The organism is Actinoplanes xinjiangensis (genome assembly GCF_003148685.1).
Taxonomy (GTDB): Bacteria; Actinomycetota; Actinomycetes; order Mycobacteriales; family Micromonosporaceae; genus Actinoplanes; species Actinoplanes xinjiangensis.
Genome location: NZ_QGGR01000013.1, coordinates 41,782 through 65,017, shown reverse-complemented (window position 1 = coordinate 65,017; position 23,236 = coordinate 41,782). Strand labels below are relative to the sequence as shown.

At 70.6% G+C, this 23,236-nt stretch carries 28 protein-coding genes; 12 read left to right on the top strand and 16 right to left on the bottom strand.

Features of this window, described 5'->3' with window-relative positions; translation table 11 throughout:
- Positions 1–56 precede the first annotated feature (56 nt).
- Positions 57–1,691 (top strand): methyl-accepting chemotaxis protein, encoded by a 1,635-nt coding sequence (locus tag BC793_RS27155; RefSeq protein ID WP_109597144.1) that lies wholly within the window; start codon positions 57–59, stop codon positions 1,689–1,691.
- 167 nt (positions 1,692–1,858) lie between these two features.
- On the opposite strand, the gene BC793_RS27150 is transcribed toward BC793_RS27155, so the two are convergent.
- Positions 1,859–2,815 carry a zinc-binding dehydrogenase gene (locus BC793_RS27150; RefSeq protein ID WP_109597142.1) on the bottom strand — a complete coding sequence of 319 codons (957 nt, stop codon included), beginning with the start codon at positions 2,813–2,815 and terminating at the stop codon, positions 1,859–1,861.
- A gap of 76 nt (positions 2,816–2,891) precedes the next feature.
- Between BC793_RS27150 and BC793_RS27145 the strand changes: the two genes are divergently transcribed.
- The 4 genes from BC793_RS27145 (at position 2,892) to BC793_RS27130 (ending at position 6,103) form a co-directional block, all read left to right on the top strand.
- Positions 2,892–3,557, top strand: coding sequence for a TetR/AcrR family transcriptional regulator (locus BC793_RS27145; RefSeq protein ID WP_239170353.1), 666 nt, complete (start codon positions 2,892–2,894; stop codon positions 3,555–3,557).
- A complete protein-coding gene (locus BC793_RS27140; RefSeq protein WP_109597138.1) occupies positions 3,554–3,805 on the top strand; it encodes a hypothetical protein in 252 nt (83 codons plus the stop codon). Before BC793_RS27145 ends, BC793_RS27140 begins: the two co-directional genes overlap by 4 nt.
- A 311-nt stretch (positions 3,806–4,116) precedes the next feature.
- Positions 4,117–4,506, top strand: coding sequence for an STAS domain-containing protein (locus BC793_RS27135; protein ID WP_158319383.1), 390 nt, complete (start codon positions 4,117–4,119; stop codon positions 4,504–4,506).
- Between the two features lie 454 nt (positions 4,507–4,960).
- Positions 4,961–6,103, top strand: a complete 1,143-nt coding sequence (locus tag BC793_RS27130; RefSeq protein WP_239170352.1) for a carboxylate-amine ligase — start codon at positions 4,961–4,963, stop codon at positions 6,101–6,103.
- 55 nt (positions 6,104–6,158) lie between these two features.
- Here BC793_RS27130 and BC793_RS49760 read toward each other — a convergent pair whose 3' ends face one another.
- Positions 6,159–6,317: a hypothetical protein gene (locus tag BC793_RS49760; RefSeq protein WP_158319382.1), complete on the bottom strand. Its 159-nt coding sequence runs from the start codon at positions 6,315–6,317 to the stop codon at positions 6,159–6,161.
- A gap of 14 nt (positions 6,318–6,331) precedes the next feature.
- Entirely contained in the window at positions 6,332–6,556 is a 225-nt protein-coding gene (locus tag BC793_RS27125; RefSeq protein ID WP_239170351.1) for a hypothetical protein, read from the bottom strand.
- A gap of 263 nt (positions 6,557–6,819) precedes the next feature.
- Between BC793_RS27125 and BC793_RS49755 the strand changes: the two genes are divergently transcribed.
- From BC793_RS49755 to BC793_RS27110, 3 genes are all read left to right on the top strand, one after another.
- Positions 6,820–6,966 (top strand): hypothetical protein, encoded by a 147-nt coding sequence (locus tag BC793_RS49755; protein ID WP_158319381.1) that lies wholly within the window; start codon positions 6,820–6,822, stop codon positions 6,964–6,966.
- Between the two features lie 69 nt (positions 6,967–7,035).
- The gene (locus BC793_RS27115; RefSeq protein WP_109597128.1) at positions 7,036–7,494 is read left to right on the top strand and encodes a DUF4383 domain-containing protein; all 459 of its coding nucleotides are present in this window, start codon (positions 7,036–7,038) and stop codon (positions 7,492–7,494) included.
- Between the two features lie 196 nt (positions 7,495–7,690).
- Complete coding sequence (locus BC793_RS27110; protein ID WP_109597124.1) at positions 7,691–8,290, top strand: dihydrofolate reductase family protein; 600 nt, start codon at positions 7,691–7,693, stop codon at positions 8,288–8,290.
- Positions 8,291–8,341: 51 nt separating this feature from the next.
- Here the strand turns inward: BC793_RS27110 and BC793_RS27105 are convergent, their stop codons facing one another.
- The 4 genes from BC793_RS27105 to BC793_RS51620 form a co-directional block, all read right to left on the bottom strand.
- Entirely contained in the window at positions 8,342–8,806 is a 465-nt protein-coding gene (locus BC793_RS27105; RefSeq protein ID WP_109597607.1) for a DUF6098 family protein, read from the bottom strand.
- A gap of 90 nt (positions 8,807–8,896) precedes the next feature.
- On the bottom strand, positions 8,897–9,274 hold the full coding sequence (locus BC793_RS27100) for a DUF2795 domain-containing protein (protein WP_109597121.1): 378 nt from the start codon (positions 9,272–9,274) through the stop codon (positions 8,897–8,899).
- Positions 9,159–9,686, bottom strand: coding sequence for an SMP-30/gluconolactonase/LRE family protein (locus tag BC793_RS49015; RefSeq protein ID WP_239170356.1), 528 nt, complete (start codon positions 9,684–9,686; stop codon positions 9,159–9,161). The genes BC793_RS27100 and BC793_RS49015 overlap by 116 nt, the downstream gene beginning before the upstream one ends.
- Before the next feature lie 95 nt (positions 9,687–9,781).
- A complete protein-coding gene (locus BC793_RS51620) occupies positions 9,782–9,973 on the bottom strand; it encodes a four-helix bundle copper-binding protein (RefSeq protein WP_239170350.1) in 192 nt (63 codons plus the stop codon).
- A 152-nt stretch (positions 9,974–10,125) separates the two neighbouring features.
- Between BC793_RS51620 and BC793_RS27085 the strand changes: the two genes are divergently transcribed.
- Complete coding sequence (locus tag BC793_RS27085; protein WP_146246471.1) at positions 10,126–10,425, top strand: hypothetical protein; 300 nt, start codon at positions 10,126–10,128, stop codon at positions 10,423–10,425.
- A gap of 160 nt (positions 10,426–10,585) precedes the next feature.
- On the top strand, positions 10,586–11,371 hold the full coding sequence (locus BC793_RS27080) for a hypothetical protein (RefSeq protein ID WP_109597110.1): 786 nt from the start codon (positions 10,586–10,588) through the stop codon (positions 11,369–11,371).
- Positions 11,372–11,378: 7 nt separating this feature from the next.
- Here BC793_RS27080 and mraY read toward each other — a convergent pair whose 3' ends face one another.
- Complete coding sequence (mraY, locus tag BC793_RS27075; RefSeq protein WP_109597101.1) at positions 11,379–12,482, bottom strand: phospho-N-acetylmuramoyl-pentapeptide-transferase; 1,104 nt, start codon at positions 12,480–12,482, stop codon at positions 11,379–11,381.
- Positions 12,483–12,750: 268 nt separating this feature from the next.
- On the opposite strand from mraY, the gene BC793_RS27070 reads away from it, so the two are divergent.
- Positions 12,751–13,626: a GNAT family N-acetyltransferase gene (locus BC793_RS27070; RefSeq protein WP_109597098.1), complete on the top strand. Its 876-nt coding sequence runs from the start codon at positions 12,751–12,753 to the stop codon at positions 13,624–13,626.
- Between the two features lie 49 nt (positions 13,627–13,675).
- Here the strand turns inward: BC793_RS27070 and BC793_RS27065 are convergent, their stop codons facing one another.
- Together BC793_RS27065 and BC793_RS49010 are read right to left on the bottom strand one after the other, a co-directional pair.
- Positions 13,676–14,656 carry an aldo/keto reductase gene (locus BC793_RS27065; protein WP_109597094.1) on the bottom strand — a complete coding sequence of 327 codons (981 nt, stop codon included), beginning with the start codon at positions 14,654–14,656 and terminating at the stop codon, positions 13,676–13,678.
- Between the two features lie 491 nt (positions 14,657–15,147).
- Positions 15,148–15,819, bottom strand: coding sequence for a sigma-70 family RNA polymerase sigma factor (locus BC793_RS49010; RefSeq protein WP_146246470.1), 672 nt, complete (start codon positions 15,817–15,819; stop codon positions 15,148–15,150).
- Between the two features lie 292 nt (positions 15,820–16,111).
- Between BC793_RS49010 and BC793_RS27050 the strand changes: the two genes are divergently transcribed.
- Positions 16,112–18,451 (top strand): ATP-binding protein, encoded by a 2,340-nt coding sequence (locus BC793_RS27050; protein ID WP_109597089.1) that lies wholly within the window; start codon positions 16,112–16,114, stop codon positions 18,449–18,451.
- A 57-nt stretch (positions 18,452–18,508) separates the two neighbouring features.
- Here BC793_RS27050 and BC793_RS27045 read toward each other — a convergent pair whose 3' ends face one another.
- The 6 genes from BC793_RS27045 to BC793_RS27015 form a co-directional block, all read right to left on the bottom strand.
- On the bottom strand, positions 18,509–19,693 hold the full coding sequence (locus tag BC793_RS27045; RefSeq protein ID WP_109597086.1) for a sensor domain-containing phosphodiesterase: 1,185 nt from the start codon (positions 19,691–19,693) through the stop codon (positions 18,509–18,511).
- A gap of 575 nt (positions 19,694–20,268) precedes the next feature.
- Positions 20,269–20,424 carry a hypothetical protein gene (locus tag BC793_RS27035; RefSeq protein WP_109597081.1) on the bottom strand — a complete coding sequence of 52 codons (156 nt, stop codon included), beginning with the start codon at positions 20,422–20,424 and terminating at the stop codon, positions 20,269–20,271.
- Between the two features lie 201 nt (positions 20,425–20,625).
- Positions 20,626–20,847: a hypothetical protein gene (locus BC793_RS27030; protein ID WP_146246469.1), complete on the bottom strand. Its 222-nt coding sequence runs from the start codon at positions 20,845–20,847 to the stop codon at positions 20,626–20,628.
- Positions 20,848–20,884: 37 nt separating this feature from the next.
- Positions 20,885–21,406 (bottom strand): DUF4262 domain-containing protein, encoded by a 522-nt coding sequence (locus tag BC793_RS27025; protein WP_203896389.1) that lies wholly within the window; start codon positions 21,404–21,406, stop codon positions 20,885–20,887.
- A 268-nt stretch (positions 21,407–21,674) separates the two neighbouring features.
- Positions 21,675–22,349, bottom strand: coding sequence for a molybdopterin-dependent oxidoreductase (locus BC793_RS27020; protein WP_109597076.1), 675 nt, complete (start codon positions 22,347–22,349; stop codon positions 21,675–21,677).
- A 200-nt stretch (positions 22,350–22,549) separates the two neighbouring features.
- Entirely contained in the window at positions 22,550–23,155 is a 606-nt protein-coding gene (locus BC793_RS27015) for a hypothetical protein (RefSeq protein ID WP_109597073.1), read from the bottom strand.
- Between the last annotated feature and the right edge of the window lie 81 nt (positions 23,156–23,236).

The following is a 23,236-nucleotide window of genomic DNA, read 5'->3' as shown; positions in this document are numbered from 1 at the left end:
AGGAGGTTCCCGGTCGCCCCTGGCCGGGCCTTTCTGGCAAGTGCCGAGGAGAGACCATGAACACCTATGCAGGTGCCGTTGCCCTGGAGCCGGTGACCCGGGGCCGGCGATCGTTCGCCGACCTGAGCGTCAACATCAAGATCCTGACCGCCGTGGCGCTCGCCGCGCTGGTCGCGCTGCTCGTCGGTGTCCTGGGGCTTTCCGCGCTCAGCGAGGCGAGCGGATCCGCGCAGCAGATCTACCGCAGCAACCTCGCCTCCGTCAAAGCCATCGGCGTCCTCGACAAGGCGCTGGTGCAGGCTCGGCTCGACACCGCCTTCCAGCTGATCTCGCAGAGGCCTGCCGACACCCGGAAGTACACCGACGCGTTCACCGCGGACCTCGACGCCTTCGACACGGCGCTCGCCGCCTACCGGGGCAGCAACCCCAGCGGCGACCCGGCTCTGATCGACGACCTGGAATCGCAACGGCAGGCGTACGAGCAGGTCGTGAAGACCCAACAGATACCCGCCGGGCAGCGTAAGGACATCGCCACCTGGGAGCAGACCCGCAACGCCGAGATCCTGCCGCTCGTGGCACAGATGAACAAGGACATCGCCGCCCTGACCGCGGCGGAGGACGCCGACGCCGCCGCCAGTGCCGCGAATGCGCAATCGGGCTACGAGTCCAGCCGCATCCAGTCGATCCTGCTGCTCGTCATCGGATTGCTGCTCGCGCTCGGCCTCGGCGTGTTCGTCGCCCGTGCCATCGTGCGGTCGCTGCACAAGGTGAAGGCCGTCTGCGACGCTCTGGCCGCCAACGACCTGACCCGTACCACCGGGCTGACCTCGCAGGACGAGCCCGGGCAGATGGGCCGCGCCCTGGACGCCGCCGTCACGTCACTGCGCCAGGCGGTCACCAGCATCGGCGGATCAGCCGTGACCCTGGCCGGCGCATCGGAAGAGCTGTCCGCGGTGAGCACCCAACTCCAGTCCGGCGCCGCGGACGCGGCACAGCGGGCCACCACCGCGACGGCCGCGAGTGAAGAGGTCAACGCCGGAGTGCAGTCGATCGCCGCCGGGGCGGAACAGATGAGCGCCTCCATCACCGAGATCGCATCGAACGCCGGCAAGGCGGCCGAGGTCGCGCAGTCCGGAATGACCGTCGCCGAGCGCACCACCGACCAGGTCGCCGCCCTCGGCGCGGCGAGCGCCGAGATCGGCGACGTCGTCCGCCTGATCACCAGCATCGCGGAGCAGACCAATCTGCTGGCCCTGAACGCCACCATCGAGGCCGCCCGCGCCGGTGAACTCGGCAAGGGCTTCGCGGTGGTCGCCGGCGAGGTGAAGGAGCTGGCCCAGCAGACCGCGAAGGCCACCGAGGAGATCACCGGCCGGATCGCCAACATCCAGGCCTCCAGCGGTACCGCGGCCACGGCCATCGAGGAGATCACCGACGTGATCCGCCAGATCGGGGACTACACCACCACCATCGCCTCGGCCGTCGAGGAGCAGACCGCGACCACCGGGGAGATGAGCCGGTCGGTGGCCGAAGCCGCGTCCAGCAGTGCCGACGTCGCCCGTACCGTCTCCGGCGTCGCGGAAGTCGCCAACGCCACCGCCGACGGCGCGAAAGCGACCCAGCAGGCGGCCGGCGACCTCACCCGGCTCGCCAACGACCTGACCACCCTGGTCGGCAGTTTCCGGCACTGAACGGCACCCTCGGGCCACCCACCGGGTGGCCGGCCCTACCGGCTGGTCAGCCCGGGAACGGTGCCGCACGCCGCCGGGCCGACCGCACCGGAACCGGTCACGGTGCCCTGGAACGGCTGGTGACTGCGATGGCCGGCCCGGACCGGTCAGCCGGCTCTGCGCCCCGGTCAGACGGCCAGAAGGGTTTTGCCGATCACCGCGCGGGTCTCCATCGCGGCGTGGGCGTCAGCGGCCCGCTCGAGCGGAAGTCGCTGACCGATGACCGGCCGCAGTCGTCCGGATGCGGCCAGGGCCAGGGCCTCGGTGGTACGGCGGGTCTGCTCGTCGGGCGCACCGAAGACGCCGCGCTGCACGCGGATCCCGCGTCGTGCGGCAGCCTCGTCGGAGACGTCCGGCCATCCGGCCGCCGCGCTGAACCCGAAGCTGATCATGCGGCCGCCGTCGGCGAGCAGCCCGAAGGCGGTGGTGGCGATGTCACCACCGACGCCGTCCAGGACGACGTCGACACCACCGGCGGCCCCGCGCACCGCCTCGGCCCAGGCGGGATCGCGGTAGTCGACGGTGGTGTGCGCGCCGAGGCCGCGGGCCACGGCGAGCTTGCGGGTCCCGCCGGCGGCGGCCACGACCCGGGCGCCGGCAGCGGCCGCCAGCTGCACCAGCAGCGACCCGACGCCTCCGGCGGCCGCCTCTACCAGGACCCGGTCACCGGGCCGGGCGCCCGCCGCCGCCATGATCATCAACGCGGTACGCCCGTCGGCCAGTAGAGCGACCGCGTCGTCGATCGCCACACCGGCGGGCACCCCGATCAGTGAGCCGGCGTCGACGGTCGCCTTCTCGGCATACCCACCGGATCCGCCGGTGCCGGTGACCACACGCCTGCCGACCCAGTGCCGGTCCGCGGGATCGGCGGCGGCCAGCACGGTCCCGCCGATCCCGTTGCCCGGAATCATCGGCGGCGCCGGGAACGGCCCGAACCCGGAGGCGCGGAACGACGTCTCGATCCACGTGATGCCGGCGAACTCCACACCGATGAGCACCTGCCCGGCCGCCACCACCGGATCGGGGGTGTCCTCCACCCGCAGAACCGTCGGCGACCCGAACTCCCTCAACCACACCGCTCGCACCAGACCACCCTTCGAAAGGAGGCACTCTGTTCAGTAGAGTGCACTCTACTGAAACGTAGCAGCTATGATCTGCGGCATGGCACCCGGACGGAACGGTTCCGCCGCAGGCGGCAGGCGCGCTGAGTACGCGCAGCTCACCCGCCAGGCGATCCTCGACAGCGCGCGTGACCTGTTCGTCCGCAACGGGTATTTCGACACGCGGGTCGAGGAGATCGCCGCGGCGGCACGGGTGGCACCAGCAACCGTCTACGCGGTCGGCGGCGGCAAGCACGGTCTGCTGCGCACCCTGATCACGGCCGGCACCACCGCCGACGACATCACCGACATCCTCGCCCGGAGCGAGGCGATCACCGACCCGCGCGAGCTGATCGGTTTCCTCGTCCACGCGACCCGGGTCACGTTCGAACAGTGGTCGGGGCTGATGCGGCAGGTCGTCGCGGCGGCCGCGAGCGAGCCGGGCGTGCGGGAGAGCCTCGCCATCGCCCACGACAGCATGCGCAGCGGTTTCCAGCTCGTGGCCGATCGACTCAGCACGATGGGCGCCCTCCGTCACGACGTGGACGCCGCCCGGGCCACCGACCTGCTGTGGCTGCACCTCTGCAACGCCGCCTATTTCATCCGCACCGACGACCTCGGTTGGCCTTTGGACGAGTCGGAGACGTGGCTGAACGAGACACTGACCCGGGCGCTTCTGGAATCCACGGATCCTCTCCCCGACCTTGAAAGGGCGCAGAAGAAATGACGACCGCCGCTCTCACCGTTCTCGCCGTCGGCCTCCTGCTGCTCATCGCCGCCGCGCAGGTGCGGCGCCGGGCCCGCGCCTCCGCCGGCAGCCATCCCACGACGCCCGAGGATCTGCACGCCGAGATCGCCGCTGAACTCGCCCGCAACGGCGACGTGGCCGCCATCAGGCTCTACCGGCAACGGACCGGCGCGAGCCTGGTCGACGCCAAGGCCGCCGTCGACCGGATCGGCCGGCAGCAGCCCTGACGACGTCCCTGCGGCGGCTGCGGAAAGGCCCGGGCGCCACGTTCGAGGAGCTCAGCGCCGGGGAGGCGACCGAGTTCGACACCCGCCTGCTTCATTGATCAGCCGGTCGAGTTCCTCAGCCTGTTCGGAGCCCATGGCGAACCTGTGCGGGTCCGCCACTGGAACGACTGACGGCTACCCGCCTCGGGCCGCGGCGCTGCCCGGCGCCGGCTGCGGGTCTTCACCATGTGACCGGTCGCTGGAGGTATGGTCAGAACGAAGGCCTCCAGCAGTGCGGGGCATGGGCGCACGCACCCCAACGGGAGCCTTCCGTGACCTTCCAGCACCCTTCGGCACCGCGTCTGCACATCGGTGACATCCGTTCTGCCGCGGACGGCTCGATAGAGGTCGAACTCGCCGGTGAACTCGACACCAGGGAGACCGAGCGCCTCCGGGCCGGTATCACCGGCGTGGTGCGGGAGCATGGACCCGCACCGATCAGGATCGATGCCAGCAGACTGACGTTTCTCGACTCCGCCGGCATCCGCGGGCTGCTGGCATGCCGCCGGATCATCGGGGAAGCCGGTTCACGATTGTCGATATCCGTGGCGCATCCGAACGTCTTCCAGGTCCTGCAGATCACCGGGTTGCTGAGCGTCTTCGACGTCGTCGAGCAGAGCGACGTGTCACGCGGGCAGACCGCCCGTCACATCGTTTCCTAACGCCCCCGATCCACCGGCGACATCCCGCCACGGCCTACGGCCGCGGCATCCGCCCGGCTGTTAACGAATGTCCGCCTCCAGAGCCTCGGCAGCACCGCCGATCACGCCCGGCTGGCCCTCACCGCTGTCTCACGCCCTCCGAAACAGCGGTGGGAACCAGCCAGGAACAACCAGCTGGCTGCCACCGTCGTCTCACGCGCCTTGAGACAGCGGTGGGAACCAGCCAAGAACAACCAGCTGGCCGCCACCGTCGTCTCACGCGCCTTGAGACAGCGGTGGGAACCAGCCGGGAGGAGCGGCTGGCTGGCGCCGCTGGCTCGTAGGGTTTGGGGCGGCGGGGGGCCGGGCGGCCTGGGAGTTCCTCGAGGTGGCCGGTGTGTTTGGTGTTGATCGACACGGGTAGCCAGGGCCCCTCGCGCCGGGTTCCCGGCGCCCGTCACGAGGGACATCGGCCATGACAACCACCATCACCACCGGCAGGGCGTTCGCCCGGCCAATGGCCGCACCGCTGCTCACGATCGGTGTCGAGGAGGAGTTCCTGCTGCTCGACCCGGCCACCGGCACCAATCTGCCGGTCGCCGAGCAGGTGAGGGCGGCGCTACCGGAATCGGTCCGCATGCGCAGCCGCCGCGAGATGCGACGCAGCATGATCGAGATGGTCACCGGCGTCTGCACCGACATGCGTGACGTCCGGGCGCAGTTGTCGGCGAACCGCCGGTTCGCGGCGGACGTCGCCGAGACCGCCGGGGCGCGGCTGGTGGCGCTGGGGGCCACCCCGATGGCCGAACCGGACGTGGGCGTGCCGTCCGGGCAGCGCTATCAGGATCTCGCCGAGCGGTACGGCCCGGTGGCCCACGATCCGGCGGCGTGCGGCCTGCACGTGCACGTCGGCGTCGCGGACCGCGAGATCGCCGTCCAGGTGTGCAACCACCTACAGGTGTGGCTGCCGGTGATCCGCGCCCTGACGGCGAACTCGCCCCTGTTCCTGGGCACCGACACCGGCCACGCCAGCTGGCGGTCGGTGCAGTTGCTGCGCTGGCCGAGCATGGGCCCGACACCGTACTTCGCGTCCGCGAGGGACTACGGGCGTACCGTCGCCGATCTGATCTCGTCGCAGATGGTCCTCGACGAGGCGTCGATCTACTGGTACGCCCGCCTCTCCCCCACCTATCCCACCGTCGAGATCCGGGTGGGTGACGTCTGCACCGACGTCGACGACACGGTGCTGGTGACCGCCCTGGTGCGAGCCGCCGTCGCGACCGCGATGAACGACATCCGGGCCGGCCTGCCGGCGCTGCGGCCGCGTGACTGTCTGCTGGCCGGCGCGCACTGGCGGGCGGCCCGCTACGGGCTCAGCGGGGACCTGATCGACCTGCGGCTGGGCCGCGCCCGCCCGGCGTGGGACATGGTCGACGAGTTCTTCGCCACGGTCAGTCCGGCACTGCTGGACAGCGGGGATCTCGAGTTGGTCCTGAACGGGCTGAACCGGCTGCGCGACGGCGGTGACGGTGCCGCCCGGCAGCGGGCGATCCTCCGCGAGACCGGTGACATCCGTGCGGTGCTCGCCGCCCTGGCCGCCTGGACCCGGACGGCGTGACGCGGAGACGGTGATGGGATGCCCGGCTCTCCGCCGGGCACCCGATCACGCTCGTTCAGCTCTCCTCGTCGCCGTCCCGGGGCCGTTCCCGGGGCTCGCTCGGCGGCTTACGGCTGGCTTCGACGTCCGTCGGCGTCACCGGCACACCGGAGGCGTCCTCGGCCGCGCCACGCTCGATCGGCCGGTCGCCGGTCCGGCCCGGTTGCTCGCTCATGGTGTCCTCCACTCTCAGTCGGGGCGGTACATGCCGGTGTCACCGGACACCGCGTCCGCGTCGTAGCCACTGCGGTCGGCCGAGCCGCGCTCCTCGGTGATCTCCGGTTCCACGTCACCGGTGGTCACTGATTCACCCGGCCGGCGCAGCGATGCCGCGTACGCCGGTGTGCCGTCCGGTTCGTCGCTCGGGTGCCGGTCGGCACGCCGTTGCTCATCGGTCATCTGCTGGTCGGTCATCGGTCCCGGCTTCCCCGGTACCACGCGGGTAAACAGGCGATCCGGTGCGCTGACGCCGATGGCGCCGGCTCGGGACACGGCCCGTTTGAGCCCGGCGGGCGCGGGTAGCCGCCGGTGAGGCCCTCAATGCGCCGCCGGTGACATCTCGTGGTGCGAAGTGCCGTGCAGACCGGCCGGGAGAGGCGCTCTGAGACGCCCGGAACGGTACGACCGCCACCGCACCGATGCAGACGACCTCACCCGGTCCTGACGAGGAGGAAATCATGGAACCCATCGGCGATCCTGACGACGACACCGGCGACTTCGCCGAGGAGCACGAGCTCACCGAGGTGACCGCCGCCGAGGCCGACGACGAGCCGGAGAGCCCCGACCGCTGGACGGGCGGCCTGGACCGCGAAGGACCGCCCTGACCGGAAATTCGCGGCGTTTATCGCCGGTCCGGACGGGAAGACGGCGGAACCCTCGTGAAAGGACGTCACATGAGCACATACGACAACGCCGGAAGCGCCGTCGAGACGACACGCAGCCCGGTCCGTACCGCCGCCCTGGTCGTCGCCGGCGTCTTCCTGCTCGTCGGGGTGGCCGGTTTCATCCCCGGGCTCACCACCGACTACGGCGACATGGCGTTCGCCGGCCACCACTCCGACGCGCACCTGCTCGGCATCTTCCAGGTGTCGATCCTGCACAACATCGTCCACCTGCTGTTCGGGGTGGCCGGCCTGGCCCTGGCCCGGACGGTGTCGGGCGCCCGCGCCTACCTGATCGGCGGCGGCGCGGTCTACCTGCTGCTCTGGGTGTACGGCCTGGTCATCGGCGAGGACTCGGCCGCCAACTTCGTGCCTGTCAACGACGCGGACGACTGGCTCCACCTCGGTCTCGGCCTCGGGATGCTCGCGCTCGGGCTGCTGCTCACGCGCCGGCCCGCCGCCCGGCGCTGAACGCGGATCCGGCCCGCGCACCGGACAGGTGATGTGGCCGGCGACCCGGTCACGCCCTGCCCGGTGCGCGGGGACTTTCGGAGAAGGTTTCCGGCACCGTGTCGGATCTCCCGCGGGTCATTCGTGGAACCGGTAAAGGTGTCGTGGGACGACCCGATACTTGACCTGGTTCGATCGACCATCGGAGGGTGCCGGCATGGCCGAGCTCATCTACGTGACGAACGTGTCGCTGGACGGCTACATCGAGGACGAACAGGGCGGGATCAGCTGGTTCCCCCTGGGCGACGAGGTGTTCGCGTTCCACACCGAGATGCTGCGGTCGGTGGGAACGCTCCTCTACGGGCGGCGCCTGTACGAGACGATGGCCGTCTGGGAGACCGACGCCACTCTGGCCGCCCGGTCCGACCTGACAGCCGACTTCGCGAGTGCCTGGCAGGCGGCGAGCAAAATCGTGTACTCCACGAGCCTCGCCGCGGTGTCGACTGCCGGCACCCGGCTCGAACGCCGTTTCGACCCCGCCGCCGTCCAGGAACTGAAGGCCACAGCCGGCCGCGATCTCACCGTAGGAGGTGCCGACCTCGCGGCGCAGGCCTTCAAGGCGGGGCTGGTCGACGAGTGCCGCCTGTTGATCCTGCCCGTTGTCGTCGGCGGCGGTAAGCCGGGACTGCCGACCGGCATGCGCGCGGACTTCGAGCTCCTCGATGAACGCCGGTTCCCCAACGGCGTCCTGTACCTCCGCTACCGCTTTCTCGGGCAGCGACCGGCAGCCCCGTCCGGTGAGCCGGCGTCTGCCTGACCCACCAGCGCCGGCGACTGATGCGGCCGGTCCCGGTGGGGACCGTGCCGCTCAGGCCCGGGTGCTCCGGTCCAGCGGTCCCCACTCGGGCGACCCCTGCGACTCCACGAGCTCCCGCGACTCCCGCAGGGCGGCATCAGAGATCCACGCCACCGGGCGCAGGCAGCGCACCAGGGGTTCGTTGTCCGGCCCGCGCCCGCAGGCCTCACCGACCAGGACCCACGGCCGCGTCCCGGACCCGCGCAGCTCCTGGAGGTGCTGGTAGTCGTAGAGCCGGCGGGCCACCCACAGGCGTACCGGGCGATCGTTCCACCAGGCCTCCACGGCAAGCGAGTTCGCGGACAGGCCCGGCAGCGGCACCCCGGTCAGCGAGTCACGGCTCGACGCCGCCGCGAGGTCCACGTCCGGACCCCGCGACCATCGCACGTACAGGGCTCGCCGGTCCGGATGGGTATCGGCCAGGGTGGCCAGTTCGTCCAGGGTCCGGATTGTCGGCAGATCTTCGTGACGTGACACGGTGATCGGGTTCCCATCGGCGAACGGTTCATGCGAGCGGTGTGCGGCACCGCACCGAGGGGCCACCCGCCGCATCCGTCGGCGTATCGATCAGTCCGGCCGCCGCTCGGCGGACCCGCGCCCGAGAGCCGCCCAGATCTCCGTGACGGTGTGGAACACCACGCCTTGGGGCAGCCGGTCGAGGTCGTCGAGCACGTCGTCCGGGGCCGCCAGCACCTCGGCGCCACGCCGAAGAGCCTCCCGGTCGCCGGGCATGCTGGACAGTCCGATGTAACGACCGAAGCGGCTGAGGTCCGCGGTGAGGTCCGCGTTCGGCACCCGGCTGACCTCCGGCTGGTCCTCACCCGCCGGCTCAGGCGTCCGCCACTCGTCGGCGCGGCCGCCGGCTATGCCCTGCACGTGGCCGCGTACCTCGTGCTTCATCTCCTCGTCGAGACGAGGGCCATGCTTGCTGCTCACTCGTTCCATGCCTGCCGCATACCCGCCACCAGCAGGAACAATCGGCCCATCCGGGACATCCGGCAACTTCCCCACGGCCAAATCGGGCGTACGGGGAACGGCCGGTGACGCCACGGCCGGTGTCCGGCCACAGCAGCCGCGGATCGTGCACCAGCGTCTCGTAACCGCCGCCGGGGCGGCGCCGCAGGACCGCGTCGTGCTCGTACGCGGTCAGATAGAGGTTGCCGGCGTCGTCGGTCTCCAGGCCGTCGGAGCCGGTGCCCTTGTCACCCTCGTCGATCACCGTGTCGGCGACCGCGGCGTCGTCGAGCGCCCGGCCGCACAGGGCGTCGACGGAGACGCTGTAGAGCCGCCGCAAAGCGAGCGGGCAGTAGTAGAGGCGCTGCCCGTCGTGGGAGATGGCGATGCCGGCGGAGCCCATCGTGACAGGCTGCGGCTCACCGTCGGCCGGGCGTTGCATCAGGTAGTGGCCCTCCACCACCGGCCGGAAGGAGGCCAGGTGAAGGCCATCGCGGATCAGCTCATCACCGCGAGCAGGTCCCGGCACGCCTGCTCACAGGCCCGGCACGCCTCCGCACACACGCGGCAGTGCTCGTGCATGCCGGCATGCGACCCGCACTCGTCACCGCAGGACCTGCAGGCGGTCGCACAGGCCTCGAGGAGGCTGCGGCTGATGTTCGCGTCGTAGCCGGTGTGCCGCGACAGCACCCGGGCGGTGGTGGCGCAGACGTCGGCGCAGTCGAGGTTGGTGCCGCGCGGCAGAGGGCGGGCTCCCCCACCCTCTGCCCGTATGACGGGCCGAATGTGGTCTACCTCATCGAAGGGTGTAGCTGTCCTCCCGACTGGATACCCTGAGGGCCATGGCGACGATTCGGCACCTGGGTGTGGCAACCCGGTCGCTGCCCATCGTCCTGGCCCTGGTCATGGCCGGCGTGCTCGGTGCTCACACGCCCACCCGCCCGGCCACTGCCCGGCCCGCCGCTGTCGCGGTCCAGCAGGCCCGACACGGTGCCTCCGCCGATGACCCGGCCGGCCACCCGACGGTGACGGCCCTCAGCCCGGCGGCGGTGGCCCCGGCGACAGACCGGGCGCGGTCGCTGACGGCCCAGCACGTCGCCGATGCCCGCGTCTCGCGAGCGCCTCCCGCGGTCCCCCGGTGAACGGCGCCGGCGCGCTCCATCCACCTCGCACCGCACCAGGCGTCTGACGCCTCGGCGGTCGGCGACTCCCGCCGTACCCGCCATCCGGTACCCCCCTCGCCCGACCGGCTCGGCGGCGAGGTATCTCCGCAGACCCGCCCCTGGACAGGAACCCTCGACCATGGACCTGGCACAGCTTCTTCTGCGTGAACCCGCGATCCTGACGATCTGGCTCATCCTGTTCCTCCTGGCCGTACCCGGGCTGGTGGTGTTGGCTAGTCCCGAAGGCGTCCGCCGGCCCCGGCAGGCCCTGCGTGAGGCGGCCGAGACGCTGCGCGGCTACCGCGACCACCGTCGGCCGGATGCGCAGGAGGCCACCGACCTCACGCGTTACGCCCAGGAGCTGACCGTGGCGGCCGAGCATGCCGCCGCGACCGCGCAGCGCTGGCATGAGCGCTGGCTACAGACTCACCAGCACCTCGACAGCGCCTGGCAGGCCTGGCAGGACGCCGAGGCCGGACTCGCCCGCCGCCGCGCCGCCGCCGCGTTCGCCGTGCCCGAGACCGAGCCGACCCCTGAGCTGTACGCCGAGCGGGAACGCTTCCTGGCCCGGAGGGTTCTCGCCGCGGCCCGGCGCGGTGAACTCCCGATCACCGTGGTCGCCGACGCCCTCGCCGGCCGCAACGGCTGGGACCCGCGACTGCACCCCGTCGAACAGGAGCTGCACCTGCACCGCGCCACCGCAGCGCACCTGGCCGAGCGCTACCACCGGGCCGCCGCTGCGGAACGCACCGTCTGGCACGACACCCAGCTGGCCGCCGCCACCCGCGACAGTCTGCGCACCGAGGCCGCCACGGCCACCGCCCGGGCCGCCGGCATCGGGCATCCGAGCGTCGGGGCGACCGCGCGCCAGCCGGCCGGAAGCCGGTTCCGGGTGCTGGGTGGGCCCGTCAAACGGACGGTGTGACGCTGGATCAGCCGGCGGCCGCCAGGAAGTCGGAGTAGAACAGGCCCAGCCCGATCGCCACGCAGACGCCGGCCACGGTCCAGAACCGGACCACGATGTTGACCTCGCTCCACCCGGCCAGCTCGAAATGGTGGTGCAGCGGCACCATCCGGAAGACCCGTCTGCCGGTGGTCTGGAACGAGACGATCTGGATGACCCAGGTCACCGTGATGATGAAGAAGAGCCCGCCGATCAGGATGGAGAGCAGTGTGGTGCGGGTCGCCACCGCGAGCCCGCCGATCAGGGCGCCGAGCGCGAGCGAACCGACGTCACCCATGAATATGCGCGCCGGGGACGTGTTCCACCACAGGAAACCGACGCAGGCGGCGGCCGCCGCCGCCGCGATCATGGCGATCTCCAGGGGATCGCGGACCTCGTAGCAGTAGTCACTCGCGCGGGCGTACGTCTCGTCGGCGCACCAGTGCCGGTACTGCCAGTACCCGATCAGCGCGTACGCGCCGAGCACCAGCGTCGAGGCGCCGGTGGCCAGGCCGTCGAGGCCGTCGGTGAGGTTCACGCCGTTCGACATCGCCGTGATCACGAAGACGAACACGATCACCGAGCCGACCTTGCCGACGTTCAGCCAGCTGATGTCCCGGATGAACGAGATGTGCTCGCTGGCCACGGTCTGGCCGTTGGTGCTGACCACGTAGAGGGCGGCGATCCCGAATCCGGTGCCGACCAGGGCCTGGCCGAGCAGTTTGCCTTTGGCGGACAGGCCGTCGGAGTTGCGCTTGCGGACCTTGAGGAAGTCGTCGATGAAGCCGACCGCGCCGCAGAAGACGAAGAGGCCGAGCAGGACGAGGGCCGTCATGGTCGGCTTCTCCTGCGCGATCTGCCGGTCGGGCAGCGTGGTCAGGGCCACGTGCCCGGCGACGTAGCCGATCAGGGTCGCCGCGATGAACGCGACGCCACCCATCGCGGGGGTGCCCTTCTTGCCCTCGCTCGAGGCGAGCCCGAGGGAACGGATCGGCTGGCCGGCCTTGAGCGCGGTGAAGACCCGGATCGCCACCGGCGTACCGAGCAGGGAGACGACGAACGCGACCGCGGCCGCGACGATGACCGCCCTCATGGGCGGGACTGCACGAGATCATCGGTCACGGGACACGAGCTTGCCATCCGGCGGCAAGCAGATGGCCTCGGCTCCCCGCAGGGCCGCTGACGGTCCACTGCGGATTGTTCCGTCGCCGATCATCGAGTAGGTTCTCTCCACGCCGACGAGCCGGAAGGCCGACGAACGGGAAGGAGGTCAGAACACCATGTCCGATGTTCTGCGCCCCTCCCGCATTCCGGCGTCCTCGCGGGCCTGACCGGGGCGCTCGCAGCCGAAGGATCACGCCATGACCGATCTGGTCATCCGCCCGCTCGTCGCGGGCGAGGAACACCTGTTCACCTCGATGCCCGACCCGCTGCCCGAGGTCGCCAGGAACAGCTACACCGACGGCATCGCCGCCGGCGGCTACCGGCCGGACCGCACCTGGGTGGCGCTGCGCGGCGACCGGGTGGTCGCCCGCGCCGCCTGGGTCCTGCCGCCGGGCGCGGTCGGCCGCCCATGGCTGGAGTGGTTCGACCTGGACGCCGAGCCGGAAGTCGGGGCTGAACTGCTGCGGGCCGCGCACGCGGCGCTCGGCGGTCCGACGCTCTACCACGCCGCGATGCCACCGAACTGGCGGTGTGTGCCGGCGGCCATGCCGCCGATGGCAGCCGCGCGGCTCGCCGGACTGGTCGAGCACTGCGAACGGTGGCGTTTCACCCGGACCGGTACGCCCGCGGCGGTGCCACCGGGCCGGTACACCTTCCGCCCCGCCACCGACCGTGCGGAGATCACCACCCTGGTCGCCCGGATCGCCGCCCCGCAGATCCTGACCGGAACGGAGACGGCCCGGGCGGTAGCCGGCATCGACCTGGCCACCGACCCGCTGGCCTGGCTCCCCGGTCCCCCGCAGACGTGGCGAGTCGCCCTGCGCGACAGCGAACCGATCGGCCTCGCCGCCGCCGCGGGCGACGTCTGCTACCCGATGATCGCCTATCTCGGTCTGACCGATCCGGAGGCGCTGGACGCGTTGCTGGCGGATGCCGTCGTCGTGCTGCACGCCGCCGGCGCCCGTGAGGTGGTGGCCGACGCGGACGCGGACCGCACCGGGGTGGTCGCCGCGCTCGAACGTGCCGGCTTCCGGCCGGTGCGGGCCCGGGTCACCTTCACGCCCGCCGGGTGACCCGCGCGCCGGTCCCGTGACCGGGTTACGGGACCGGCGGGCGACCTGGTCACCGGTCGATGGAGGCCATGTTGGCGTCGTCGTGGCGTGCACCGGCAGCGGGTCGTAGCGTGTCGAGGCGCTCGATCTGCGCGGGGGTGAGTTCGACGGCGTCCGCGGCGGTGTTCTCCTCGACCCGGGCCACCCGGCGGGTGCCGGGGATGGGAGCGATGTCGTCACCACGGGTGAGGATCCACGCGAGCGCGGTCTGCGCCGGGGTGGCGCCGATCTCGGCACCGATGGCGGTGACCTCGTCGACGATGGCGAGGTTGCGCCGGAAGTTCTCGCCGGTGAACCGCGGGTTGGTCGTACGCCAGTCGTCGTCGGCGAAGTCGTCCACGGTGCGGATCCGCCCGGTCAGCAGGCCGTGCCCGAGCGGCGAATACGGTACGAACCCGATGCCGAGTTCGCGCAGCAGCGGCAGGATCTCGGCTTCCACGTCGCGGGTCCACAGCGAGTACTCGGTCTGCAGGGCGGTGACCGGCTGGACGGCGTGGGCGCGGCGGATGGTCTCCGGCGACGCCTCGGAGAGACCGAAGTGCAGCACCTTGCCCTGCGCGATGAGGTCGGCGACAGCGGCGGCGGTCTCCTCGATCGGGGTGTCGCGGTCGACGCGGTGCTGGTAATACAGGTCGATGTGATCGGTGCCGAGGCGCTTGAGTGATCCCTCGACGGCCGCCTTCACGTTGGCGGCGCTGCTGTCGGCGACACCGGGACCGCCGCCCGCGTGGGACACCAGCCCGAACTTCGTGGCGATCCGCACCTGGTCGCGGCGCCCCTTGATCGCCTCACCGACGAGTTCCTCACTGAGGAACGGGCCGTAGATCTCGGCCGTGTCGATGTGGGTGACCCCGAGGTCCAGCGCGCGGTGGACGGTGCGGATCGACTCGGCGTTGTCGAGGCCGCCCTCGCTGGTGTAGGTGCCGGCCATGGTCATCGCTCCGAGGCCGATGCGGGAGACTTCCAGGGCACCGAGGTGTGCGTTCTTCATGTCCGGACTCCTGAGTTCACGACGTTCCTCACCTGCAACGGCTTCCAGGAGACGCCTGCTCGCGGCAACGGAGAAGTCACTGCTGAAAGGTGTGCCGGCAGCCCACCCTTCGGCCGTTGCCGACGAACGCCGGAATCCCGGTCATCAGATCGAGGACCCGGGCGATGCTCGGGCGAATCCGTGGTGCGGGCGGCTTGCGGCGGGGGCGGGCGCCGGGGCCGGGGCCGGCGGCACGGGCCAGGGCGGCCAGGTGCTGCTGTTCCGCCGGCCAGATCGGCGACCTCGCTGCGGCGCAGACCCGGCACCCGCCGATTGCGGTGGTAGCTCGTCAGCCCGGCCTGCTCAGGGGTGATCTTTGCGCGGCGGGAGGTGAGGAACGCCTTCACCTCATCGCGGTTGTCCACACTCCGAGGCCAGGTCGATGCGCGGGTGCGAGTGGTGGGCTGCCGGTACACCCTCCGGCAGCGAGGTGAGACGGCGGACCGACCGCCTCATCGGACCCCGTGCCGGCCGGCCACCTGCCGGTCGAGCACGGCGCGCAGGGCGTGCATCGCGGCGTACAGGTCAGATTTGATCTTCGCCACCGGGGCGCCGCGGTCGGCCGCGACCTCCTCCAGGGAGGCGCCGCCGTAGAACGTCTGGATGATGAGTTCGCGATGTTCGGCCGTGAGCTCCAGCATCGCCGAGACGACCGTGGTGGCGTGCCCCTCGTCGGCCGGTCCCGGCGCCGGTTCGGAGAAGCCCGCCGACACCCGGCCCGGTCCCGGGTGGCGGTCGTCGTGCCCCGCCGGGGCGTGGCGTTCGCCGTCGCGCAGCGCCTTGTAGGCGGTCAGAATCAACCACGCCCGTACGGCCGACGCCCGCCGCGGGTAACGTCGCGGGTCGTACGACGCCCGGTAGAGCGTTTCCCGGAGCACGGATTCCGCGACGGCCTCGTCACCCTTCGTGTTCCGCAGTACATATGCGTGCAGTGCTGCGCGGTGCGGCTCGACCAGTTGATCGAACGTCTCCGCGGTCCGCTTCGCATGGAACTGCGCTGCCGCGCTGCCGGGGGTGGGGACGAACAGATCGGCGTGCCGGGGAACCCTTCGAACGGCAGAAGTGCCTGAAGAATCGGGGTCTGTCGAGCCAGGTGCCGTCCAGTCGGCGGAGTGGCGGCCCACGCCGGACTCCTTTCCGATCGAGAGCATGTGTACGCGAATCCACACTTCACGACCGCACACTCTGCGAACACGGGGAAAGTACCTGGATTACGGGGAGTACCTGGATTCGGCGGTACGGGTCCCGTCCCGCGGCTGGCGCCGATCCCCGGGCGTCCGCCTCCGCGGCGCTCACGGTCGTCGATCGGGCGTGCCGCGACGGTGCGGACGGGCAGGCGGGGACAGGTGCCGGTCCACTCGTTGCGGCCACCACACCAACGAGCACCCGTGCCGGGCGACCCACTACCGTGCCTACATGAGCACCGCCACGACCAGGCGCGGCACCGTCGGAAATCTCCCCGCCGAACTGACCAGTTTCGTCGGCCGACGGCAAGAGGTGACCGGGGTTCGGCGCATGCTGTCCACCAGTCGGCTGGTCACGCTCACCGGCTCCGGCGGGGTCGGCAAGACCCGGCTCGCTCAGCGCGCCGGCGCCGATCTGCGCCGCCTCTTCCCCCACGGAGTCTGGTTCATCGGCCTCGCCGAACTGCACGACCCGGACCTCGTCGTGGTCACCGTCGGCGAGACGCTCGGCCTCCGTGAGGACACGGTGCGGCTGGACCCGGCCGGGCTCGCCGATTTCCTGGCCGGCCAGCAGGTGCTGCTGATCCTGGACAACTGCGAACACCTCGTCGGCGCCTGCGCCGCCCTCGCCGAGACCCTGCTGCGGTCCTGCCCCGAGCTGCGCATCCTGGCCACGAGCCGGCAGGCGCTACGGCTCGACGGCGAGGCCACCCTGGCCGTGCATCCCCTGTCGGTGCCCGACCCGGCGGTCGCGTGCAGCCCCACCGAACTACAGAGGTACGAATCGACGAGCCTTCTCATCGAGCGGGCCACGGCGGTCCTGCCCGACTTCCAGGTCACCGAGGCCAACTGCGCCACGATCGTACGGCTGTGCCAGGCCCTTGAAGGCATGCCGCTGGCCATCGAACTGGCGGTGGCCCGGCTCCGCGTGCTCTCCCTCGACCAGATCCTGGACCGGCTGACCGACCGCTACCAGTTGCTCACCACCGGCCCCCGCAACGCGCCGCAACGACAGCAGACCCTGCGCGCGCTGATCGACTGGAGCTGGGACCTGTGCTCCGAGGAGGAACGGATCCTCTGGTCACGGGTGTCGGTCTTCTCGGGTGGCTTCGAGCTCGACGCCGCCGAGGCGGTCTGCGCCGACGAGCGGGTGCCCAGCGAGACCATCCTCGACCTGATCGCGTCACTGGTGGAGAAGTCGGTCCTGATCCGGGCCGGGAACGGCACGGCGCGTTACCAGATTCTCGAGGTCACCCGCGAGTACGGCAGCGCCAGGCTGTCCGCGGCCGGAGAATATGAGGCGATGGCGCACCGGCACTGCCGGTGGTTCGCCGGCCTCGCCGCCCACGCGGACCGGATCTGGGTCGGCCCGCAACAGACGGCCGTCATGCAACGGCTGCGCCACGAGGGCGCCAATCTACGGGTGGCGCTGGAGTATGCGACCACCTCGGGACCACCCGAGACCGCGCTGCGGTTCGCCGCCGATCTGCAGAATCACTGGTTCGTCCGGGGCTACTTCTCGGAAGGACGGCACTGGCTCGACCGCGCTCTGGCGATGCCCGCGCCCCGGCACTGGACCCGGGTCAAGGCACTGCGCGTCGCCGCGTGGATCGCCGGCATCCAGGGCGACGCCGACCGGGCCGGCGCGCTGCTCGCCGACGCGGTGGCCCTGGCAGAAGCGCTTCCCCCGTCGCCCGAGCGGGCGTACCTGCCGCTGATCGAGGGCATCTTCAGGATGTGGCCGGGCGACTACGCCGAGGCGCTGCCGTTGCTGGAGCAGGCGCTCGTCGCGTTCCGTGCCCTGAAGATCCGTAACGGCGAACTGTGGACGCTGATCGTCCTCGGGTTGTGCCGGGGTCTCGCCGGTCAGCCGTCCAGTGGCTACCCCGATCTGACCGCCGCCAAGGATCTGGGCGCGGCCAGCGGCGAGGTGTGGTGGCAGTCGTTCGGGCTGTGGGCGCTGAGTGTGCTGCGCTGGCGGGACGACGACTACGCCGGTGCCACCGCGGCGGCCAGGGACAGCCTGACCATCGGCAAGGCGGTGGAGGGCGAGCAGTTCACCGTCGGGCTGGCGGTGGAGTCGCTCGCCTGGATCGCCGCACGCGAACTGCGCGACGAGCGGTCGGCCATGCTGCTCGGGGTGTCCCGGCGGATGTGGCAGGAGATGCACACTTCGCTGGCGCCGTTCCGCATCCTGCAGAAATGGCACGACGAGGTGGTGGTCGAGGTGCGGTCACGGCTCGGCGCCGCCACGTTCTCGGCCGCCACCCGGCGCGGCGCCGACCTGTCCGACGCCGACGTGGTCGCGATGGCGCTGGAGCGGCAACCGCGCGCCCGGGTGCCGGAACCGCCGGCCGACGCCGCCGCAGACCTCGGGCTGACCAGGCGCGAACGTGAGGTCGCCGCACTGATCGCCCAGGGCCTGAGCAACAAGGACATCGCCACGCGATTGGTGGTGGCGCAGCGCACCGCCGAGGGACACGTGGAGAACATCCTGAGCAAGCTCGGTTTCACGTCCCGGACCCAGGTGGCCAGCTGGCTGGCCGGCCAGGGCCGGCCACCGCGGACCTGAACAGCCGGCACTACCTCCCTGCCGGGTCTCCCCCATGACGTACGGCGTCAGCCCGGCTCACCGACTGGACGGCGCGAGTGCGTACCCGTTCCGCAGGTCCGCGGCCGTGACGGCCCGGTCGAAGAGCCATCCCTGACCCAGCCCGACACCCAGCTTGACCAGGGCGGCCGCGTCCGCCGCGGTCTCGATGCCCTCCGCGACCACCGCGGCACCGACCGCCCCGGCCAGCTCGACCAGGGCGTGCACGACCACCGCGAGCACGGCGTCGTCGGCCACTCCGCTGACGATGCTGCGGTCCAGCTTGATGACGTCCGGACCGGTGGCGACGATGTGCCGTAGCGAGGAGTAGCCGGCACCGACGTCGTCGATGGCCAGGCGCATGCCCGCCGCCCGCAGCGGCGCCAGTACGTTCCTCAACCGCTCGTAGTCATCGATGGGGTCGTGCTCGGACAACTCGAGCACGATCCGTTCCAGTGGCAGCCTCGTCAGGAACTCCACACCACCGGGGGCGTAGAGGGTCGCCGCGGAGATGTTCATGGCGATGTACCCGGTCACGTGCGGCAGATGATCGGCGGCGCCACGCAACGCCGCCAGTTCGAGGTTCTCCCGCTCTCCGATCAGGTCCGCGTCGGCGAAGACCTCGTCCGGCGGTTGGTGCCACTCGTGCGGGAACCTGCTGAGCGCCTCCGCGCCGACCCGGCGGCCACCGGCCAACTCGACGATCGGTTGCAGGAGGACCACCGGGCCGTGCCGGTCCAGCAGTGGCCGCAGCCGGCTCTCGATCTCGGCGTTGCGGCGCCTCCTCACGACATCCGGCTCGATGATCACCGCCGCGGCATGGGCGAGCACCTCCAGAAGCACCCGGTCCCGCTCGGCCAGGCCCGGGTCGGCCTCCAGACCGGCACTGCAGAAGGTGCCGTAGACAGTGCCGTCGCTGAGTTCGACCGGCACCGAGATGTAGCTACGGATCCCCAGCTCGGCGGCCGGCAGGCGCATCGCCGCCGGGAATCGGCTGACGTCCGGAATCACCGGAGGCAGGGCGCCGTCCGCGATCGCCTGGCAGAACGAGGTGGCGCGCGGCTGTGTCATGCCGTCGTTCAGGGGAAGAACGGAGTCGACGACCTCCAGGTGCTGCACCGCCCCCTCCATGCGACTCAGGAACGCCAGGCCCATCCCCAGCGACTGCCGCGCGGTGTGCAGAAGATCTGCAACCTGCTGAGCGGTTTCGGAGCGTTCCGGCATCCGCGTCTCCTCCCGAGCTGCATCCACCATCCTCCGATTCCATCGGCACTCGCGTGAACGGACTGAGCGGGCACGGGACCGCCCCGTTGAAGGCGTCGGGTTGACGATCCCCGTCACCCGGCCCGATGGGAGTTCTCCGGCCCGCCGGATCGCCTCCCACCCGGGCCCACCTGCATCCGGCTCCTGTACTCGGTGTGACCGTTCGGGCAGGGCGGAATCGTGGCACCGGCCTGCACCAGCACCCGCTCGGCGCAACGCGCGCACTGGAAATGCCGGGTCTTCTCCGCCTGGTCCCCTGCGTGTGCCGCCATACCGGCGGAGTTCCCCCGCCCGGGGCACCCATGCCCCCACCCTCGACGCGATATCCGCGGTAGATGATCACGCACGGCCCGCGCCGCACGAACGGCCGCGGGCGACGGAATCGGATCTCGTCCAGCATCGGACGTCTTTCGGCGAGTAGAAGTAATCGCTTATCTTCCGAGCCCGATCTTCGGATCAAAACGCGACTCGGGTACGCGAAAGGGCGCCCACTCGAAAGTGGGACGCCCTTTTCAGCGCTGTCTGGTCAGCTAAGTCTAGAACCAGACTTTTCGACCACCGACCGGGCGGCCGACGGCACCGAGGATCCAGAGCACGGCGCCGATCACCAGGAGAATGATGCCGATCGTGTAGAGAATCGACACCTTCAGGAAGATGCCCAACAGCAGAAGGATGAGCCCCAGTACCAGCATGACTTTGCTCCGTTTCACTGGCGGGTATCTCCCGCCGCCAGCCTTGTACCCAGCGCATCGAAAAGCTAATCGGATCGATGATCGACCCCACAGTTTTTCAGCCTTACCCGTGACGCTGCCGGAACGAGAATCGATCGGAAACCACTTCCGCCGCCACCAAACGGACATTCCGCGGCCCTCTGCTGTGGACAGCGCCACCTGTCAGGGAGACGTCACGGTCCGGCTCGCCCCGGCCTGCGCGACGACCGCGGCGGCGGCTGTCGCGATGAGGAGGATCCAGAGTGCACCGACTGCCGGGTGCCAGGCCGCGACGTGATCCTTGACCAGGCTCCACGCGTCCGGATCGCCGCTCCAGTTGTGGGTCACCGGATGGAGAGCGAGCAACACCATGAGCGACAGGAGCATCCCTCGGCTGACGGCCATCGCCGGAGTCTATGGCCTCCCGTGTCTCTTCCTGGCTTCAGACGTCCTGGGTCCAGACACCCTGCACATGCTCGGTGGGTGCGAGCCAGAGGTGCGGCTGGGTGAGGCTGCCGTCGTCCCACGGAAAAGCGCCGTCCCGGTTGGGCCAGACCACCTCGAGAAACGGAATGGGCGGGCGCCGGTAGAACCACATGGCCTGGCCGAAGAAGGCCCGATACCAATTCGGTTCGACGGTCCTCAGGCGCACGGGGTAACCGTTGACGACATCGTCATGGGACTGGCCGTCGGCGAGGCCGTCGCGGTGCCCGAGGATGTTCAGGCAGGATTGCATGACACGCAGGTCGAGCCCGAACATGGCGAGTTCCGGCTCGCCCCGGCTGTGCCAGCGGCCGATCGTGTACGACCAGCCCGGCCCATTCTCATCCGCGGGAACGCCGGTGACGCTCCACCCGAACTTCTTCACATTCTCGATCACGCCATGGTCGGCCGCGTCGTAGTCATCGCGATCGCCGTAGTCGTGACAGATGACGCAGCGGCAGATCCGCGAAGCCTCGAACACCCACCGAGCGTATGCGATCACGCCCGTACCCCTGTCAGCGGCGGTCTACCCGACGCCGGGCGCACCCATGGCCGGAGCCGGCAGGCTTCGGGCACACGCAGCTATCGCCTCTATCCTCCGAGGGTCTCCCACGAGAATCCCTCTCCTACAGACTCGCGGCTTGACGAGCTACGCCGGCTGGGTGAGCTTGAGCGGCGTCTGAGTCTCGAGCCGGCTGAGACACGCGAAGCCATCGTGAATCTGGTCGGCCAGGTGCTCCCACAACACGCTAACCGATACGACTACGGCGTAGCGTCCGCTCGGCCACGTACGCGGTCGGGGCGATCATCAGCCGGTACGGCAGCCTTACCAGCGAGCTCGGCAGTCGCGGGTGCCGTTCCTCGAGGGCGACGCGGGCCCTGAGGTGCTCCTTCGACATGGCCGGGGGCTGCGCGGCGCGGAAGTCCACGGCGATGAGGTGCTTGACGCTCTTGTAGCCGTACTGGCCGGGCGACACGAGGCGCAGCGGCGCACCGTGCCTGTCGTCAAGAGCGGTGCCGTTGAGGTGGGTCGCCAACAGCACGTCCTCGGCAGTGGCATCTTCCCAGGTCAAGACGGCCTTGCGCCGATCACCCGCTCGGGCCACCAGGTACGGCGCCGGGGCATCGGACATCCCCACCGACGCGAGAGCCTCGCGCAGCGGGACGCCCGTCCACACCAGCCCCGTCACCGACCATGTCGTGACGCAGTGGAAGTCGGCCGTATGTTCGCGCGGTCCCAGCGCCTGAAGGTCAGCGCCGCTCAGGACGGCGATCAACTCACCTTCGTTCCTGATCTCCAGCCTGGGCTCGACCGGCATGGTGGGCGGCGGCCGATGGGGCAGGTCGCTGAACCGGGGCATCTCCGCCATGAGGCGCTGCCCCGGCGGCAGTCCGGCGGCACTCCGCGGCCAGTAGCGCATCATGCGGTTCCCCTTCAGCTGACGGCGCCGATCAGCGCCGGCGGCTGACAGTACAACGTCACCTCACCGGTAGATCCACTGATCCGTCTCGCCGGTGCGGGCCCGCCCGACCGCACTGATGGTCAGGCCATCCGATGACGTCCTCCGCGCGGGTCCGCCCCCTGCCACCACACACCGTGACGTCAGAAGGGCGGGTCGTGGGTCTACGGCTCGTCGCGGACGACGGCTGTCAGCTGGGAGAGCCGGTTGTCGTCGTCGGGGCGCTTGTAGCGCTCGTAGTGCGTTTGCTTGATCTCGCGGATCTGGCCGCCGGCGGGGCTGCGTTCGCCGGACCAGTGCAGGACGTCGGACGGGCCCTCGGTGAGCCAGCCGTAGGCGTCGAGGCCCAGCCACGCGAGGGCGGCGAAGATGCCGTCGCCGTCGGGGTCTTCGATGGGGTGGTCGGCCTCGGTCGGGAGTGGATCGCCGATCGCCATGCCGCGTGTCATCCCCGCGTGCTGGACGAACACGCAGCGCAGAGGGACGCCGTCCTTCGCCGCGGTGAGCCAGAAGGTTCCCGACACGGTCTCCGCGCCGGCGCACACCACGGTGCCGAGGCGTTTCGACATCTCGAGCACCATGTCGTCCTCGTCCGCCAGCGTCATGGTGGCGTCGAGGACGAAGGTGTGCCCGTTGCGCTCGCCGATGGTCATCTCGTCGTGGGACTCGGCCGGTGGCCCCACCTCGATTTCGCCGGCGTGCCGGGTGAGTTCGGTGAGGAACTCCTGCCGTGTGGCCGTGGCCGCGATGAGCCCGTAGTGCATCCCCATGAGGTGGAGACGATAGCCGCGGCGACAACGCTCCGGTAGGTCACTCCGTCATCGACAGTGCACGGCGTTCCGGGTCACCGG